Origin of the sequence: Roseiarcus fermentans (assembly GCF_003315135.1) — a bacterium.
Classification (GTDB): domain Bacteria; phylum Pseudomonadota; class Alphaproteobacteria; order Rhizobiales; family Beijerinckiaceae; genus Roseiarcus; species Roseiarcus fermentans.
Genome location: NZ_QNRK01000032.1, coordinates 22,399 through 38,745, shown reverse-complemented (window position 1 = coordinate 38,745; position 16,347 = coordinate 22,399). Strand labels below are relative to the sequence as shown.

13 protein-coding genes are annotated in these 16,347 nt (G+C 67.7%); 4 read left to right on the top strand and 9 right to left on the bottom strand.

The features are described 5' to 3' along the window. Nucleotides 1–4 precede the first annotated feature (4 nt). The 5 genes from DFR50_RS23385 to DFR50_RS23360 all read right to left on the bottom strand — a co-directional run bounded on the left by DFR50_RS23385 (nucleotide 5) and on the right by DFR50_RS23360 (nucleotide 5,273). A complete protein-coding gene (locus DFR50_RS23385; RefSeq protein ID WP_113891681.1) occupies nucleotides 5–622 on the bottom strand; it encodes a 2-hydroxychromene-2-carboxylate isomerase in 618 nt (205 codons plus the stop codon). Then, nucleotides 622–1,365: an SDR family NAD(P)-dependent oxidoreductase gene (locus tag DFR50_RS23380; protein ID WP_113891680.1), complete on the bottom strand. Its 744-nt coding sequence runs from the start codon at nucleotides 1,363–1,365 to the stop codon at nucleotides 622–624. The genes DFR50_RS23385 and DFR50_RS23380 overlap by 1 nt, the downstream gene beginning before the upstream one ends. Continuing rightward, nucleotides 1,358–3,049, bottom strand: coding sequence for a lysoplasmalogenase family protein (locus DFR50_RS23375; protein ID WP_210209015.1), 1,692 nt, complete (start codon nucleotides 3,047–3,049; stop codon nucleotides 1,358–1,360). The genes DFR50_RS23380 and DFR50_RS23375 overlap by 8 nt, the downstream gene beginning before the upstream one ends. 476 nt (nucleotides 3,050–3,525) lie before the next feature. Next, entirely contained in the window at nucleotides 3,526–3,858 is a 333-nt protein-coding gene (locus DFR50_RS23365; protein ID WP_210209014.1) for a BrnT family toxin, read from the bottom strand. 194 nt (nucleotides 3,859–4,052) lie between these two features. Beyond that, nucleotides 4,053–5,273: an NRAMP family divalent metal transporter gene (locus tag DFR50_RS23360; RefSeq protein ID WP_245428084.1), complete on the bottom strand. Its 1,221-nt coding sequence runs from the start codon at nucleotides 5,271–5,273 to the stop codon at nucleotides 4,053–4,055. A gap of 470 nt (nucleotides 5,274–5,743) precedes the next feature. Here DFR50_RS23360 and DFR50_RS23355 point away from each other — a divergent pair, with 470 nt between their 5' ends. After that, on the top strand, nucleotides 5,744–8,419 hold the full coding sequence (locus DFR50_RS23355; RefSeq protein ID WP_113891676.1) for a PAS domain S-box protein: 2,676 nt from the start codon (nucleotides 5,744–5,746) through the stop codon (nucleotides 8,417–8,419). 23 nt (nucleotides 8,420–8,442) lie between these two features. Here DFR50_RS23355 and DFR50_RS23350 read toward each other — a convergent pair whose 3' ends face one another. Next, nucleotides 8,443–10,962: a glycogen/starch/alpha-glucan phosphorylase gene (locus DFR50_RS23350; RefSeq protein WP_113891675.1), complete on the bottom strand. Its 2,520-nt coding sequence runs from the start codon at nucleotides 10,960–10,962 to the stop codon at nucleotides 8,443–8,445. Between the two features lie 631 nt (nucleotides 10,963–11,593). On the opposite strand from DFR50_RS23350, the gene DFR50_RS23345 reads away from it, so the two are divergent. Genes DFR50_RS23345 through DFR50_RS23335 form a run of 3 tightly spaced genes read left to right on the top strand, consistent with a single transcriptional unit; the run spans nucleotide 11,594 to nucleotide 12,434 of the window. Continuing rightward, on the top strand, nucleotides 11,594–11,869 hold the full coding sequence (locus tag DFR50_RS23345; RefSeq protein WP_113891674.1) for a type II toxin-antitoxin system VapB family antitoxin: 276 nt from the start codon (nucleotides 11,594–11,596) through the stop codon (nucleotides 11,867–11,869). Between the two features lie 9 nt (nucleotides 11,870–11,878). Beyond that, on the top strand, nucleotides 11,879–12,157 hold the full coding sequence (locus DFR50_RS33665) for a PIN domain-containing protein (RefSeq protein WP_425376090.1): 279 nt from the start codon (nucleotides 11,879–11,881) through the stop codon (nucleotides 12,155–12,157). A gap of 28 nt (nucleotides 12,158–12,185) precedes the next feature. Then, on the top strand, nucleotides 12,186–12,434 hold the full coding sequence (locus tag DFR50_RS23335) for a PIN domain-containing protein (protein WP_113891673.1): 249 nt from the start codon (nucleotides 12,186–12,188) through the stop codon (nucleotides 12,432–12,434). Between the two features lie 42 nt (nucleotides 12,435–12,476). Here the strand turns inward: DFR50_RS23335 and DFR50_RS23330 are convergent, their stop codons facing one another. From DFR50_RS23330 to DFR50_RS23320, 3 genes are all read right to left on the bottom strand, one after another. After that, nucleotides 12,477–13,367: an NAD-dependent epimerase/dehydratase family protein gene (locus DFR50_RS23330; RefSeq protein WP_113891672.1), complete on the bottom strand. Its 891-nt coding sequence runs from the start codon at nucleotides 13,365–13,367 to the stop codon at nucleotides 12,477–12,479. Nucleotides 13,368–13,562: 195 nt separating this feature from the next. Then, nucleotides 13,563–13,859 (bottom strand): nucleotidyltransferase family protein, encoded by a 297-nt coding sequence (locus DFR50_RS23325; protein ID WP_113891671.1) that lies wholly within the window; start codon nucleotides 13,857–13,859, stop codon nucleotides 13,563–13,565. Nucleotides 13,860–13,940: 81 nt separating this feature from the next. Further along, entirely contained in the window at nucleotides 13,941–16,340 is a 2,400-nt protein-coding gene (locus tag DFR50_RS23320) for a phosphoketolase family protein (RefSeq protein WP_113891670.1), read from the bottom strand. Nucleotides 16,341–16,347 lie beyond the last annotated feature (7 nt).

Below are 16,347 nucleotides of genomic sequence, written 5' to 3'. Positions count from 1 at the left end.
CAGCCTACGCCGAAGCCTTCGCCGCCTCGACGGCCTCCTCGACCTGACCGAGCCGGTCCTTGCCGAAAAACATCTCCGGGCCGACGAAGAAGGTCGGAATGCCGAACACCCCGCGCGCCACGGCCGCCGCGGTGGTGTCGGCCAGCTTCTGCTTTACGCGATCGCTCCGCACGGCCGCCATCAGGCTTCCCGAATCGAGCCCCGCGGCGTCGATCGCGTCGGCCAGCACGTGCCGGTCGTCGAGCTTGAGACCCTCCTCCCACATGCCCCTGAGGCCCATCTCGAGATAGGCCGGGCCGACGCCCTCATCGCAGGCTGCGATGTAGCCGCGCATCAGCATCAGCGAATTGACCGGGAAGTTGGGGTTGAGGGCGTAGCGGTCGAGCCCGTGCCGCGCGACGAAGCGCCGGATCTCCAGAATCTCGTATTCCAACTTGCCCTTGATCTCGGCGAAGGCTGCGAACGGCGCCCTGTTGCCGGTCGCCTGGAAGATGCCGCCGAGCAGGCAGGGGTTGATGTCGAGCCGCGCCCCGGTTCGCGCGAGGATCGGCGGCAGCGCCCGATAGGCCAGATAGGCGTTGGGGCTGGCGAAGTCGAAGATGAATTCGATCACCGGTTGCATCAAAAGGACTCCGTCCAGGGCCGCAGGTCCATCTCGAACGTCCAGGCGCTCCGCTCCTGGCGGTGCAGCCAGACATAGTTCTTCGCGATCGCGTCCGGGACCAGGATCTCCTCGCGCCCGCGCTTCTCGGCGGCGTCGGGCATGAGCGAGCGGATGAAGGCGCCGTCGATCGCCCCGTCGATGACGATGTGGGCGACGTGAATCCCCTTCGGCCCGAGTTCGCGGGCGAGGCTCTGCGCCAGCGCCCGAAGCGCGTGCTTGGCGCCGGCGAAGGCCGAAAAGCCGGCGCCGCCCCTGAGGCTCGCGGTCGCGCCGGTGAACAGCACCGTCCCCCTGCCCCGAGGCGCCATCGCCCGCGCCGCCTCGCGGCCGGCGAGGAAGCCCGCGAAGGCCCCCATCTCCCACACCTTGGAATAGACCTGCGCCGTGGTCTCGACCACGGGAAACCGCACGTTGGCGCCGATGTTGAAGACCACGACCTCGATCGGCCCGATGCTTCGCTCGACCTCGCTGAAGAAGGCGACCACGTCGGCCTCGTTGCGCGCGTCGAGCCCGAAAGCGTGCGCATCGCCGCCCGCGGCGCGGATGGTTTCGGCGAGGGTTTCCAGCGCGTCGAGATGGCGCGGTCGGCGGGTGACGACGGCGGCGAGTCCCTCGCGGGCGAAGGCCCGCGCGACCGCCGCCCCGAGGCCGTCACCCGCCCCGATCACCACGCAGACGCCGCGTCGTTGCGATTCAGCCATCGACTCCGCTCCTCGGCAGGACGAAGAACGCGATCAGCGCCTGCGCCAGATAGTAGGTCGGCAAGGTCGCCTGGGCGACGAAAGCGGGCGCGCCGGCGAAGGTCGTCAGGGCCAGCGTCAGATCGGAGGCCATGAACACGGCCGCGCCGACCGCGACGAGCGCCGACGCACGGTCGGCGAGCGCCGTCGCCCGGCCCGCGCCCTGCGCGACCATCAGCCCGAGCATCGCGACATAGGCAGCGACCGGCGCGCGCAAGCCCGCCTCGATGTCCGGCCACAGCGTCGCGAGCACGACAATCGCAAACGCCGCCACGGCGGCGAGCGCCGCGCGCGACGGGAGAAAGCCGACGCCGCGCGAAAAGGCGAGCCCGTAGAGGACCTGCGCGATCAGGAACGCGACCAGCCCGGGCAGGAACAGCGCCGGCCAGAGCAGCAGGACGTCGCCGGCCAACGACGCGACGAGCGCCGCCAGGACCAGCCGCTTCACCCACGGCTCGCCGCGGCGCGGCGCGAACGAGGCGATCAGCAAGGCGAGCGCGAGCGGCTTGGCCACCATCTCCACCGTCGGCCAGCCGAGGGAAAAGGCGGCCGAGGTCAGCGCGGCGGCGAAAACGAACGCCGCCTCGAGGACGGACAGGCGCCCGTCGAGCAGCGCGCCGATCGCCGAGAGGGTCGCCGCGAGCGCGAAGAACACCGCGAGGGCGTTGGCGAGCGGCAGGCTCGGGCCGCCGGCGAGGAACGCAGCCGTGGCGCACACCATCGCGATCAGCGCCGCGAAGGCGAGGCCCGACGCCGCGGGTCCGGCGGGCGGATCGTATGGGGCGGAAGCGCGGGGGTCGAACGGCGGCGGAGGCGCCGCCGGCCGGAGGTTGGCCGGCAACCAGCCCGGCGGCGCGAACCACACTTTCAGCTTGTCCCGCGGATCGGTCGCGCGCCGGCAAAGGTCGGCCATGGTGGCGTAATAGGCGAGGTTGGCGCCGATCGCGTCGAACGAGCCCAAGCCGCCGCGCACGCCGAACACCGGCTTTTCCTCTTCCACCTCGAAGGTGCCGAACAGGCGGTCCCACAGGATGAAGATGCCGCCGTAATTCTTGTCGAGGTAGCGGTCGTTGACGCCGTGATGCACCCGGTGATTCGAGGGCGAGGCGAACAGCCGGTCGAACCAGCCGAGCCTGCCCACGAGCTCGGTGTGAATCCAGAACTGGTAGAGGAGATCGATCAGGCCGACGCCGACGAACACCACCGGCGGCACGCCCGCCACCGCCATCGGCAGATAGAAGATCCAGCCGAGCAGGCTGCCCGTGCTCGACTGCCGCAGCGCCGTCGACAGGTTGAAATGGTCGCTCTGGTGGTGGACGACGTGGGCCGCCCAGAACAGGCCGACCTCGTGGTCGATGCGATGGTTCCAGTAGTACAGGAAATCGTAGGCGATCAGCGCGCCGACCCACACCCGCCAGTCGTCCGCCCGCATTGCGACTAAAGAAAAATGCTTATAGACAAGGACATAGATGCCGACGCTGAGCGCCAGCATGAACACGCCGCTGATCTGGCTGAGGATGCCCGCGGTCAGCGACCCGATCGCGTCGTTGAGCCGGTAGACGTTGCGCCCGGTCGCGACCCCGATCGCGAACTCCGCCGCCATCAGGACGACGAAGACAGGGATCGCATAGACGATGACGTTCAATCGTTTCCCCTCGTTGACTCTTGTTCTGCTCTACCGCTGAACGCGGGAAAGGCGACCCCGCGCGAGATCGGACCATACCGGCGCTTACGCGGTCTCAAATGGCCGCCGCGCTGATCGCCGGACGCCGTTACGAAGCGCCCCGCCTTTTTCGGACGCCGGGCGGCTTCACTGGCCTGGCGCCGTCAACAATCGCCGGGGCTTTGCCGGTCCCAGGGGCTTTCGTGACCGCCCCCTTACGCTCGATTGCGCCCGGCCGCGCAATCGCGGACTTGACCGCGCCCGGCCGCGTGACCGTCCCTGTCGTCTCGACAGTCGGGGCGCGCGCGACCGCCTTCGTGACCGCAGTGGGCTCGACCTCCATCGTCAGTCGCATGCGGAGACGCTCCACCGCCTCGGTGAATCCGGGCGTGACCTCTCCGATCGGGCGCAGGCGCTTGCCTTCGGCGCGCGTCAACGGCCGAATGACTTCGCCGTCCTCATCGGTCAGTGGCCTGCGCATATTGCTCCATCTCGCGTGAGTTGGCCTTGCGAAAACTGATAATGCGAAACGCGGCGCCGCGCATCGTGTAGCATACCACATGCAACCGCCTCTCGATCGGGACATAGGCGACAAAACGCGTCTCGCCATAGTCCTGACGATTGTCAACAACAGTGAGAGCCGCCGACCAATCGGCCTCGACCACGAGTTCAAATGGCAGGCCCCGCTCCACCCGGTTCCTGTGGCTCTTGGCCGGATCAAATTCGATCTCCACCGCGGCCCCATTTTCAGCCGGCAGCGGTTGGTCGCGAACGCCCGCGCCCCCCGACATGAAACATGATCATCTTGCCCAATCCGAAATCCGGAGCAACAAGAGAAGAGGGCGAGCGCCTGGCGCGATCCCGGCGCTGACGAGGCGCAGTCAACAGGGCCATACCGCACCTTGCGCTGACCCCGGATGCGGTCGCGCCACCCCGGCCGGCCTGAATCCACGCCGGCACGGCGTCCTCACCGGGCGCCGCCCCCTCACATCAGCCCGGCGATCCCGCTCGCCACTGCCAGCGCCGACACGAGCGCGCAGACGGCGACGGTCAGCGCCAGCCGGCCCCGCCGCAGCCGATGGGCTTCCGGAAGCGCGGTCGCGGCGAGCGCGACGAGGAAGCCGACCACCAGCGGCATCAGGAAGGCGTTCAGCACCTGCGCCGCGATGTTGAGCCAGACGAGGTCCGAGGCGGCCCAGACGGCGAAGGCTGCGCCGACGACCAGAAGCGCGTAGACGCCGGTGAACCAGCCGGCGGCGAACGGGCGCCGTTCCAGCGCGCGCTTGTAGCCGGCGATCTCGCCGACCCCCCAGGCGAGCGCCAGCGAGGCGACGATCGCGGCCACCATCGAGGCGCCGAGCACCCCCGCCCCGAACACCACCTTTCCCGCGACGGCGCCCAGCGCCGGCGTCAGCGCGGCGCTGACGTCGCCGACGCTGGTCAGGGCTTTCGGCTGCGCGCCGTAGGCGAAGGCGGCGGCGCCGGCGATCAACACCGCGCCGGTCAGACATTGGGTGAGCGCGGCGCCGATCGCCGTGTCGACGCGCGCGTGCCCGAGGTCGGCGGGCTGCAGCCTTTTGTCGACGGTCGCCGACTGCTGGTAGAACACCATCCACGGGTTGAAGGTCGCGCCGATGATCGCCGCGACCATGTAGAGGAACGCCCGGTCGCCGACCGGAAAGCTCGCCGCGTCGGCCGCGATCTGCGACAGCTTCGGCTGCGCCGCCCAGGCGACGGCGAAGAACGCCAGTTCGAACAGGCCGATCAGCAGCGCCGCGCGCTCGACCCGCCGGTAGGAGCCGGTGCCGACGATCGCCAGGATGGCGGCGGCCGCCAGCGGCAGCGTGACGCTGCGCCCGAGGCCGAACAATTCGCCGATGCCGGCGACGCCGGTGAACTCGGTGACGAGCGAGCCGATCGCCGCCGCCGCCAGGCCCGCCACCGCGAGCAGCGCCCAGCCGAGGCCGTAGCGCTCGCGGATCAGTTCCGCGTGGCCGCGTCCGGTGAAGACGCCGAGCCGCGCGGTCAGTTCCTGAACGAGATAGAGCATCGGGGCGAGCAGGAGGACGAGCGGCAGCAGGCGATAGCCCCATTGCGCCCCGGCTTGCGCCGCCGTGACGACGTTGCCGGCGTCGGTGTCGGCGAGCATCACCAGGACGCCCGGCCCCCAGACGGCGAGCGCACGCAGGACGGACGCCGGAGTCATCTTCGCGCGCGCCTGGTCCATTCCCAAAAATTGCTCTCGAGGTTCGGCGACTTGGGCCGGAAAGGCAGGGCCAAGTCAACCGGCAAATCGGGAGGTCGGGGACTGCCGCGCGCGCTGGCCGCGGGCGTTGGGGGGTTCGCCAAGGCTCCGTCGCCCCGCCCGGGGAAACCGCGCTCGCCGCACCTCGGACCGTGCAAGAACCTGATCAGGAGATGGCGCCACGGCCGCGCCTGGGAAGCCGACCTCGTAAATTCGTTGGGCGGGTCCCGCGACGAGGATCTTCATTGGCGTGCGCCGACCGAGCCGAGGCGGGATTCCTCCGCGGGATGTCAACGCCCGAAAGGCGCCGGGGCGGCGTGACGCAGGTTTCTCGTCGATTGCTCCCAAAGTTGACGACACGCGCCACAATGAGCCGCTAGTCTGGCGCGGATGGATCCGTTGCGGCAAGCCCTTGACGGGGAGGTCAGACCTTGACGATCGGACACGGTCCCGATGTCCAGCTCGGCGCCTTCCTCACCTACGCGCCGGGCGCGATGGCGATGTTCGACCCGGAGATGCGCTATCTCGCGGTCAGCGAGCGCTGGCTGACAGACTACGCCCTCACCCGCTCGCCGGTCGGCCTCTGTCATTACGACGTCTTTCCGGACATCCCGGAGGCATGGAAGGCCGCGCATCGCCGATGCCTCGCGGGAGCAAGCGAGAGTTCGGAGGGCGAAGCGTTCCAGCGCGCCGATGGACGAGTCCAATGGGTGAAGTGGACGGCCTGTCCCTGGCGCGACGGCGACGGACGCGTAGGCGGCCTCATCCTGACGACCGAGGACATCACGGCGCGCAAGGAGCGGGAGGCCGAGGCCGCGCGATCCCTGCGGGCCAGCGAGGAACGGTTTCGCACGCTGGTCGAGGAAGCGCCCGACGCGATCCTGCTCTACGATGTCGACAAGAGCCGGCTGCTCGCCGTCAACAAGGCCGCCGAACGCCTGTTCGGCCTGTCCCGGGACGACTTGTTCAAAGTCGAGCCGCAACGCCTCTACGCGCCCGAACAACCGGACGGCCGGCCGGCGGCGGAGACCTTTCCGGAGCACAACAGCCGGGCGCTCGGCGGCGATGCGGTGACGTTCGAGCGGCTGATCCGCCGGCCGTCGGGCGAGGACCGCTTGTGTCGCGTGACGCTCGTCCGGCTGCCGTCGAGCGCCCGCCTGCTGCGCTCCAGCCTGGTCGACATCACGGAACACAGGAAGGCGGAGGACTCGCTGCGCGCCAGCGAGGCGCGCTTCCGGATGCTGGTCGAGGCGGCGCCCGACGCGATCCTGCTTTACGACTTCGACCACGACCGCGTCGTTGCTGCGAACAAGGCCGCAGAGCGGCTGTTCGGCGTTCCGCGCCAGGAAATTTGCCGGCATGGACCGGCGCACTACTACACATTGGAGCAACCAGACGGGCGACCGGTGGCGGATTCCTTTTTGGAGCGCAACACACGCGCCCTGGCCGGCGAGGAAGTGAGTTTCGAGCGGCGAATCCGCAGGCCCTCCGGGGAAATACGGGTGTGCCGCGTCGCCCTTGTCCGACTGCGGGACGATGTCCGGCTGGTTCGCGCCAGTTTCCTCGACGTCACCGACCGCCGGCGCGCGCAGGAAGCGCTGAGGAGAAGCGAGGAGCAGCTCAGACTGGCTTTGCAGGGCGCGCGCGCAGGCGCGATGCGAGTCGACTTCGTCACCGGGGAAACGGAGTGGTCGCCCGAGGCGTGCGCGCTCCACGAATGCGATCCGGACCGCGCACCGCCGACGCGTGACCAGTGGCTGGCGAGCATGCATGCCGACGATCGCGCCGTCGTCCTCGCCCGCATCGAAGCCGGCCTGGAAAAGCGCCTGCCGGAAGCGAGATTCGAGTACCGCGTCGCTCTGCGATCCGGCGAAATCCGGTGGCTCGCCGCGCTCGGCAAGGCGGAGTTCGCCGACGATGGGACGCCGCTCCGGGTATCGGGGCTCGTTCTCGACATCACCGAGCAGAAGCGCATCGAGAGCGAACTCGCCGCGGCGAAGGCGGAGGCCGAGCGCGCAAACGAGGCCAAGTCGAAGTTCCTCGCGGCTGCGAGCCACGATCTGCGTCAGCCGGTGCAGTCGCTCGTCCTTTTGATGGCGCTGGCGGAGCGCCAGAACGCCGCCAATCCGCCGGCGCTCGAAACGCTCGGAAAGATGCGGGGGTCGCTCGATGGGCTGAACGGGCTGCTGAACGCCATTCTCGACGTCTCGCGGCTCGACTCAGGGGTCGAGGCCCGGTCGGAGGCGGTCGACCTCGAAGACCTCATCGGCCGTCTTGCGCTCGAATACCGGCCGAAGGCCAGGGCGCGTGGGCTCGTCTTCCGGCCGGTTCCGCGAAAACTCTGGGTCGACGCCGATCCGACGCTGCTCGAGCGCGCCTTGCGAAACCTGATCGAGAACGCGTTGCGCTACACGCTTGCAGGCGGCGTTCTGGTCGGGCTCAGGCGGAGAGGGGACCGCGTCCGCATCGACGTCGTCGACACCGGCATCGGGGTGCCGAAGCACAAACGCGCCGACATTTTCGGAGAGTTCGTGCAACTCGGCAATCCCGGGCGCCAATTGGGCCTGGGCCTGGGCCTCGGGCTCGCGATCGTCGATCGGATCGCGAAGCTCATGGGCGCGACGATCGAGGTCGATTCGAACGAGGGAAAGGGATCGCGGTTCTCATTGGCGCTGCCGTCGGCCAAGGCTGCCCCGGCCGATGGTCGCAACGCCGCCGCCGACGACGTGCAGGACCCGGGCGGGCGCGTTCTGATCATCGAAGACAACCTGATCGTGCGGGAGAGCCTCGAGGCGCTGTTGGGGCGATGGGGCTACGAGACCGTCTCGGCGTCCGACGGCGAACAGGCGGTCGCCGTCGCGGACCGGGACGGCTGGCGCTTCGGCTGCATCGTCACCGACCAGCGGCTCGGCGCGGGCCGGACCGGCGTCGAGACCGCGAAGGAGATTCTGCGCCGCTCGGGCCGCGCGCTGCCGACGCTGGTTCTCACCGGAGACACCGCCAGGGAGAACATCGCCGAAATCGCAGCGAGCGGATTCGAAGTCCTGCACAAGCCGATCGGATCGGAGATCCTTCGCCGGGCGGTCGCACGCATGATGAGCGCCTGAGCGCAAGCCTCGCGGGCGCCGCCCTACCCCGCCGGGCAAGGCTTCGCGCCCCAGATCTCGGTGGCGTATTCGTGGATCGTGCGGTCGCTCGAGAACTTGCCGGAGGCGGCGATGTTGTGGATGACTTTTCGCGCCCATTCGTCGGGCTGGCGGTGGAGCGCCGACAGCGCCGCGTCGGCTGCGAGATAGGACGTCAGGTCGGCGAGGTGCATGTACGGGTCGCCGTTGGTCAAGAGCGCGCCGCGCAGCGGCTCGAACACGCCGCGCTCCTCGCGGCTGAAATGATCGGAGAAGATCAGGTCCAGCGCCTTGCGCGTTTCCGCCTCGTTCTCGTAGTGCCAGTAGGGGCTGTACCACGGGCGGCTGTTGGCGACCTCGGCCGCGGTCAGGCCGAACAGGAAGAAATTCTCCTCCCCCGCCTCCTCCGCCATCTCGATGGTCGCGCCGTCGCGAGTGCCGAGGGTCAAGGCGCCGTTCATCATGAACTTCATGTTGCTGGTGCCGCTCGCCTCGTAGCCGGCGGTCGAGATCTGGTTCGAGACGTCGGCCGCCGGAATGCAGCGCTCGGCGAGCGTGACGTTGTATTCCGGCAGGAACACCACTTTCAGCTTGCCGCCGACCACCGGGTCCTCGTCGAGCGTCTGGCCGAGGTTGTTGATGAACTTGATGATCACTTTCGCCAGATGATAGGCGGGGGCCGCCTTGCCGGCGAAGAAGAAGGTGCGCGGACGCATGTCGAGCTTCGGATTCTCGCGCAGCCGGTCATAGAGGACGACGATCCGGAGCGCGTTCAGGAGCTGCCGCTTGTATTCGTGGATGCGCTTGATCTGGCAGTCGAACATCGAGTCCGGATCGACCACGACGTCCGTGTGCCGCTTGACCCAGTCGGCGAACCGGGCCTTGCAGGCGCGCTGCGCCTTGTGAAGCTCGGCGCGGAAGGCGGCGTCCTCGGCCAGCGGCTTCAGCTTCTTCAGTTCGGCCAGGTCGGTGATCCACGCGTCGCCGATGCTGGCGGTGATCGCCTCCGCGAGCCAGGGATTGGCGAGGCGCAGCCAGCGTCTCGGCGTGACGCCGTTGGTCTTGTTGTTGAAGCGCTCGGGAAAGGCCTCGGCGAGGTCCTTGACCGTGGTCGTGCGCAGAAGCCGGGAATGGATCGCGGCCACGCCATTGGTGCTGTGGGAGCCGACGATCGCCAGGTTCGCCATGCGGATGTGCTTCGTCTGGCCTTCCTCGATCAGGCTGGTGCGCGCCACGCGCGCCTCGTCGCCCGGAAAGCGGGCGCGAATGTCGGCGACGAGGCGGCGGTTGATCTCGTAGATGAGCTCGAGATGGCGCGGGATGAGGAGCTGCATCCAGTCGACCGGCCAGCGCTCGAGCGCCTCCGGCAGGAGCGTGTGGTTGGTGTAGGCGAGCGTGCGGCGGGTGATGTCCCACGCCTCGTCCCAGTCAAGGCGCGCTTCGTCGAGCAGAATGCGCATCAGCTCCGGCACGGCGAGCGTCGGATGGGTGTCGTTCATCTGGATCGCCGCCTTGTCGGGCAGCGTCCGCCAGTCGTCATTGGTCTCGCGGAACCGGCGAACGATGTCGCCGAGCGAGCAGGCGACCAGGAAATATTCCTGCATCAGCCTCAGTTCGCGCCCCTGCACCGTGGTGTCGTCCGGATAGAGGACGCGGGTCAGCGATTCCGCGTTCAGGGCCTCGGCGATAGAGGCCACGAAATCGCCGCCGCTGAAGCGCTGGAAGTCGAACGCGTGCAGGGCGGTCGCGCTCCACAGCCGCAGCGTGTTCACCGTCTCGCCGCCGTAGCCGATCACCGGCCGGTCGTAAGGGATGCCCACCAGCGACGAGGGGCTGTTGGGGATCATGCGCAGCGCGCCGGCGCGCAATTCGAACGAGCAGCCGAACGTCACCTCGACGCTTTCGCTCGGACGCACCACTTCCCAGGGGTCGGGATGACGCAGCCAATTGTCGGGGCGCTCGTCCTGCCAGCCGTTGCGAATCGTCTGACGGAAGATGCCGTGCTCGTAGCGCAGTCCGTAACCCATCGCCGGCAGTTGCAGCGTGGCCATCGAATCGAGGAAGCAGGCCGCCAGACGGCCGAGGCCGCCGTTGCCGAGGCCGGCGTCGGGCTCCTGGTGCAGGATCTCCGCCCACTGGTGGCTGTCCTCGCCGAAAGCCCGCTCGATCACCGGATCGAGCATCAGGTTCATCACGTTGTTGCCGAGCGAGCGGCCGATGAGAAACTCGATCGAGAGGTAGTAGACGCGCTTCGGATTCTCCCGCGCGTAGGTCTCGTCCGTGCGCAGCCAGCGGTCGGCGACGATGTCGCGCACCGCGCGCGCGGCGGCCTCGTAGCGCTCGCGGGCGTCGGCGCGGTCGGGCTCGACGACGTTGTCGAGCTTGAGTCGCCGCTCGTAGAGCGCGTCGGGCGCGCCAGCGAAGCGCAGCGCGTTCGAGCCGTAGCGTTCGAGAATGACCGCCTCGTCGATCGCCTGCGGCTTCGGCCCTTTCGGTCCGCCGCCCGTCGCCCTGCCCTGCGCCATGGTTCGCACTCCCGGATGATTCGGTCTGGAATTCCTGTTTTGAACCAACCCGATGTCGGTCGCATGACGCGCGCGCGACATGCAAGTCTGTCGCCACCGCGCCCGGATCCGCGCCCCCGCCGGCCGCCGCGCCGGCGCCCGCCGGGTTCATCGCCGGCCACGCCGCTTCGACGAGGCCCTGGCTCTGAGGCTCGCGAGCGTGCGGGCGCCCCGCTGGCCCCGGCCGGCTTCGCGCGATTCCAACCGCTTCCGGCGACCTTTGCGGGCGCGAGTATCTGCCAAGGTGGGGTCCTTGCCCTTCGTCATCGCGAGGAGCCCGAAGGGCGACGCGGCGATCCAGGAGCCGTCTGCGCTGCCGGCTGCCGGAGCGCCGGACTCCACTGGCGGCAGGCGTCGGCGTCCCGGACTCCTGGATCGCCACGTCGCTTCGCTCCTCGCGATGACGGCCGAAGCGAGCCCCGCCCTGGCCGTTACGGGCGCCAGTCGCTGGCGGCAGACGCTCGGCTCGGCTCATTGGGAAACGAGTATCGAGAATTCCGAGGCTCAGAAATGAGAACGCTCTCTTAATCGGAACTCGCTGAGAACTCGAGCTTCTCTGGGCTCTTACAGAGAGCTGTGCTAAACTGTGAATATGACGAGTCTTTCTCAGGAAACCGAGGCTCTTATCGAGGCGAAGGCCGCCCGCACAGGCCGTACGCCCGACGAAATCGTGCGCGACGCCGTCTCTCGTACCGGCGACATTCTGCCGTGGCGTAGCCCCGCGAGGCCGCTGCCGCCTTCCGGGACAAAAGAGGAACTGATCGCGGGCATGGAGGAAATTGCAGCGCGTAGCGCGGCGAGGCCTCTGGTTGACCCGAGGTCTGCTGACGAAATCATTGGCTACGATGATTTCGGCTTGCCGCGATGATCGTCATCGATACATCGGCATTCGTGGCGATGCTCAACGACGAACCGGAACGGACTTTACGACTTCGAGGACTTTCTCGCCCTTATCAAGGCCGAAATCGTCCCCCATGACGTGCATCTGGCCGCGTTCGCCGTCGCAGCGTTCCAGCGTTACGGAAAGGGCGTCGACCCGAAGGCGCGGCTCAATTTCTGCGATTGCGCGGCCTATGCGCTCGCCAAGGCAATGAACGCGCGTCTATTGTATAAGGGTTACGATTTCACCGCAACGGACGTGCGCGCCGCACGCTAACCGATTGTCGGACTCACGCTGATCCCGGTTGTGGAACCATCATTCTTACGACGGCGCGGGCGGCTTCACGCTCCTGCCGCTCGACGACGAGGATCCGCGCGAGGCCGCCGACATTCGCGCCCATCTCAGGCGGACCGGCGCGCCGATCGGACCTTACGACGTCTTCGTCGCCGCGCAGGCGCGGCGGCGCGGCGCGACGCTCGTCACCGCCAACAGGCGCGCGTTCGAGCGCGTGACGGGGCTCAGTTTGGTGGATTGGGCGAGGTCGGCGGCATGAGCGCTGTGGCGCGGCGCGCCCGACGTGGCGACGGCCGCGGCGCTACACGTACTTGCGCCAGTCGTGACTCTCCCGGAAACCCAAGACTTCGCGGATCTTTCGATTGGAGAGCGGCGCCGCGAACCCTTCGATCGGACGGCGGATCTCGACATTGGGACAGGCCTTGCGAAGAAACGCCTCGGTCGGCGTGTTCAAGGTGATCGTGTCGTTGACCGCGTTGAACGCCTGATAGCCGAGGCCGTCCTTCTCGAGGCAGAGATGCACGATCTCGCCGAGATCGCGCGCGTCGATATAGCTCCACGCGTTGCGCTTGCGCGACATCGGATTGTCGAGAAAGCCCTTGAACATCGAATATTCGTGCGGCTCGATCACATTGCCGATGCGCAACGCATAGATGTCGGCATGGTAGCGCATGGCGAAGGCGCGCGCCGTCTTTTCGTTGCAGACCTTCGAAAGGCCATAAGAATCCTGCGGGTCGGAGTCGTAGTCCTCCTCCAGCGGGAAGTGGTGAAAGTCCTTGTCGCCCTCGGCGAAGCAGACGCCGTAGGTCGTCTCCGAGGACGCGACGATCACCTTGCGGACGCCGAGCTTCATCGCCGCTTCGATGACGTTGTAGGTGCTGACCACGTTGGCCGTGAAGGTCTTGTTGTCGGGCTCGATCAGCACCCGCGGGATGGCGGCGAAATGAACGACGGCGTCAGGCGGCGGAGCGGGCCGCCCAGCCTCGAAGCCGTCGAGGCCGAAATGGGACGTCAGCGCGTTGAAGGCCTGCCCGTTGTCGGTGAGATCGGCGATCAGCGTGTTGACGCCCTTCTGCTCCAGCGGCTTCAGATCGACGTTGAGGATCTTGTAGCCTTTCCCAAGAAGATACGGGACGACATGGCGGCCCGCCTTGCCGGTTCCGCCGGTGAATACGATCCGTTTGGGCATGATTGAGCGCCTTTCGCTATGGACGGAAATCCGCCTGGGCGCGCGGAAACCTTCGATGCCGCCTCGCCGACGATCTGAAGGGCCTGCACACCTGCGAACACCAGCATCGCATCTGTTCCAAGCGCTTCACGGCGCCTTCCGTCGACGAAGCTGCAGGCCTCTTGCGCGGCCTCGATCCTATGACGGATGCGGATGGCGTCATCGGGCGTCAAACTGGGGCTCCGCCCGGCGCACGACGTCATCGCGAACATATCGGCTCAAGTCTTCGGCCGTGCGGAGATCGACGCGGCGCCCGCCCAGAAGCTCCGACAGGTCGATCTCGATTTGCGCCATCGTCAGGAGTCCCGGGGTCGCATCCGGCTCGAACGCGACCAGGAGATCGACGTCGCTGTCCGGCCCGGCGGTCCCCCTGAGCGTCGAGCCGAACAGGGAGAGCGTGCGGATGCGGTCGCGACGGCGGAGCGCGGCGGGATCGGAAAAGATCGGCTGCTTCATGGGCCTTTTCTAACTCGGCGGCCGGTCACCGCAACCCCGACGCCGGGCGCGTCACCGACGCGCCCCCCGCCACCCATCCGCCTACACGTTGTCGCCGCCGGTCGAGCTGTGCTGCGAGGCGACGGTCTTGCCGCCCCACGTCCAGTTCTTGATCTCGGGCAGGTCGTCGCCGACGCGGCGGATGTATTCCTTGTGCTCGATCAGCTTGTCGCGGATCGCCTGCTTGACGTAGGCGGCGTGCGAGGCGAGGCCGGGCACGCGGTCGATCACGTCGTTGACCAGGTGGAAGCGGTCGAGGTCGTTGAGCACGCACATGTCGAACGGCGTGGTCGTCGTCCCCTCCTCCTTGTAGCCGCGCACGTGGATGTTGTCGTGGCCGTGGCGGCGGTAGGTCAGCCGGTGGATGAGCCACGGATAGCCGTGGAAGGCGAAGATGATCGGCTTGTCCACGGTGAACAAAGCGTCGAAGTCGCGGTCGGGGATCCCGTGCGGATGCTCGCTCGGCGGCTGGAGCCGCATCAGGTCGACGATGTTGACGACCCGCACCTTCAGCTGCGGGAAGTAATGGCGCAGGAGGTCGACCGCCGCCAGCGTCTCGATGGTCGGCACGTCGCCGCAGCAGGCCATCACCACGTCGGGCCCGTCCTCCTTGTCGTTGCTCGCCCATTCCCAGATGCCGAGCCCCGCGGTGCAGTGCTTGATCGCCTGGTCCATGTCGAGCCACTGCGGCGACGGCTGCTTGCCGGCGACCACGACGTTCACGCAGTTGCGGCTTCTCAGGCAATGGTCCGTCACCGACAGCAGGCAGTTGGCGTCCGGCGGCAGATAGACCCGCACCACCTCCGCCTTCTTGTTGATGACGTGATCGATGAAGCCCGGATCCTGGTGCGAGAAGCCGTTGTGGTCCTGCCGCCAGACGAGGCTCGACAACAGGTAGTTCAGCGACGAGATCGGCCGGCGCCACTCGATGTCCTTGCACACCTTGAGCCACTTGGCGTGCTGGTTGAACATCGAGTCAATGATGTGGATAAAGGCCTCGTAGCACGAGAAGAAGCCGTGCCGGCCGGTGAGCAGGTAGCCCTCGAGCCAGCCCTGGCACTGGTGCTCCGACAGCATCTCCATGATGCGGCCGTCCGGGGCGAGGTGGTCGTCGTAGGGAAGCGTCTCGGCGACCCAGGCGCGTTTGGTGACCTCGAGCACGTCCTGCCAGCGGTTGGAATTGCTCTCGTCGGGGCTGAACAGGCGGAAATTGCGGAACTCGAGGTTGAGCTTCATCACGTCGCGCAGAAACGTTCCCATCACGCGCGTCGCCTCGGCGATCGCGGCGCCGGGCGACGGGACGGCGACGGCGTAGTCGCGGAAATCCGGCAGCCTGAGCTCGCGCAAGAGGGCGCCGCCGTTGGTGTGCGGGTTGGCGCTCATGCGCCGCACGCCCGACGGCGCCAGCGCCGCGAGCTCCGCCTTGAGCCTGCCCGACTCGAACAGCTCCTCCGGGCGATAGCTCTTCATCCAGTCTTCGAGGATGCCGACGTGCCCGGGCTTGTCCATGTCGCCCATCGGCACCTGGTGGGAGCGCCAGTATCCCTCCTCGCGCTTGCCGTCGATGAACTTGGGGCAGGTCCAGCCCTTCGGCGTGCGCATGACGATCATCGGCCACTTGGGCCGCTTGCTGAACCCGTTGGCGCGCGCGTCGGCCTGGATGGCGCGGATGTCGTTGACCGCCTTTTCCAGCGTTTCCGCCATCAGCGGATGCATCGTGTTCGGGTCGTCGCCCTCGACGAACCGCGGATCGTAGCCGTAGCCGCGGAACAGCGCCTCGAGCTCGTCGTGCGGGATGCGCGCCAGCACGGTCGGGTTGGCGATCTTGTAGCCGTTCAGGTGCAGGATCGGCAGCACCGCGCCGTCGGCGACGGGATTGAGGAACTTGTTCGAGTGCCAGCTCGTCGCCATCGGGCCGGTCTCGGCCTCGCCGTCGCCGACCACGCAGGCGACGATCAGATTCGGATTGTCGAAAGCGGCGCCGTGAGCGTGCGACATCGCATAGCCGAGTTCGCCGCCCTCGTGGATCGAGCCCGGCGTCTCCGGCGCCACGTGGCTCGGGATCCCGCCCGGGAACGAGAACTGGGTGAACAGCCGCTTCATCCCCTCCTCGTCCTGCGACACGTTGGGGTAGACCTCGCTGTAGGTTCCCTCGAGATAGGCGTTGGCGACCAGCGCCGGGCCGCCGTGGCCCGGCCCGGTGACGTAGATCATATCGAGGTCGTATTTCTTGATCAGCCGGTTGAGGTGCACGTAAATGAAGTTGAGGCCGGGGGTGGTGCCCCAGTGGCCGAGCAGGCGCGGCTTGACGTGCCGCCTTTCCAGCGGGGCCTTGAGCAGCGGATTGTCGAACAGGTAGATCTGGCCGACGGACAGATAGTTGGCCGCGCGCCAGTAGGCGTCGATCAGCGCCGATTCTTTGTCCGACAGGACGTTCGTCATTCCGCAT

Bases quoted from the DNA above. Each gene is read 5' to 3' on its own strand.
- DFR50_RS23360 (WP_245428084.1), bottom strand. From the start codon at position 5,273: ATGACTCCGGCGTCCGTCCTGCGTGCGCTCGCCGTCTGGGGGCCGGGC.
- DFR50_RS23345 (WP_113891674.1), top strand. From the start codon at position 11,594: ATGACGAGTCTTTCTCAGGAAACCGAGGCTCTTATCGAGGCGAAGGCC.
- DFR50_RS23365 (WP_210209014.1), bottom strand. From the start codon at position 3,858: ATGTCGGGGGGCGCGGGCGTTCGCGACCAACCGCTGCCGGCTGAAAAT.
- DFR50_RS23385 (WP_113891681.1), bottom strand. From the start codon at position 622: ATGCAACCGGTGATCGAATTCATCTTCGACTTCGCCAGCCCCAACGCC.
- DFR50_RS23380 (WP_113891680.1), bottom strand. From the start codon at position 1,365: ATGGCTGAATCGCAACGACGCGGCGTCTGCGTGGTGATCGGGGCGGGT.
- DFR50_RS23350 (WP_113891675.1), bottom strand. From the start codon at position 10,962: ATGGCGCAGGGCAGGGCGACGGGCGGCGGACCGAAAGGGCCGAAGCCG.
- DFR50_RS23325 (WP_113891671.1), bottom strand. From the start codon at position 13,859: ATGAAGCAGCCGATCTTTTCCGATCCCGCCGCGCTCCGCCGTCGCGAC.
- DFR50_RS23320 (WP_113891670.1), bottom strand. From the start codon at position 16,340: ATGACGAACGTCCTGTCGGACAAAGAATCGGCGCTGATCGACGCCTAC.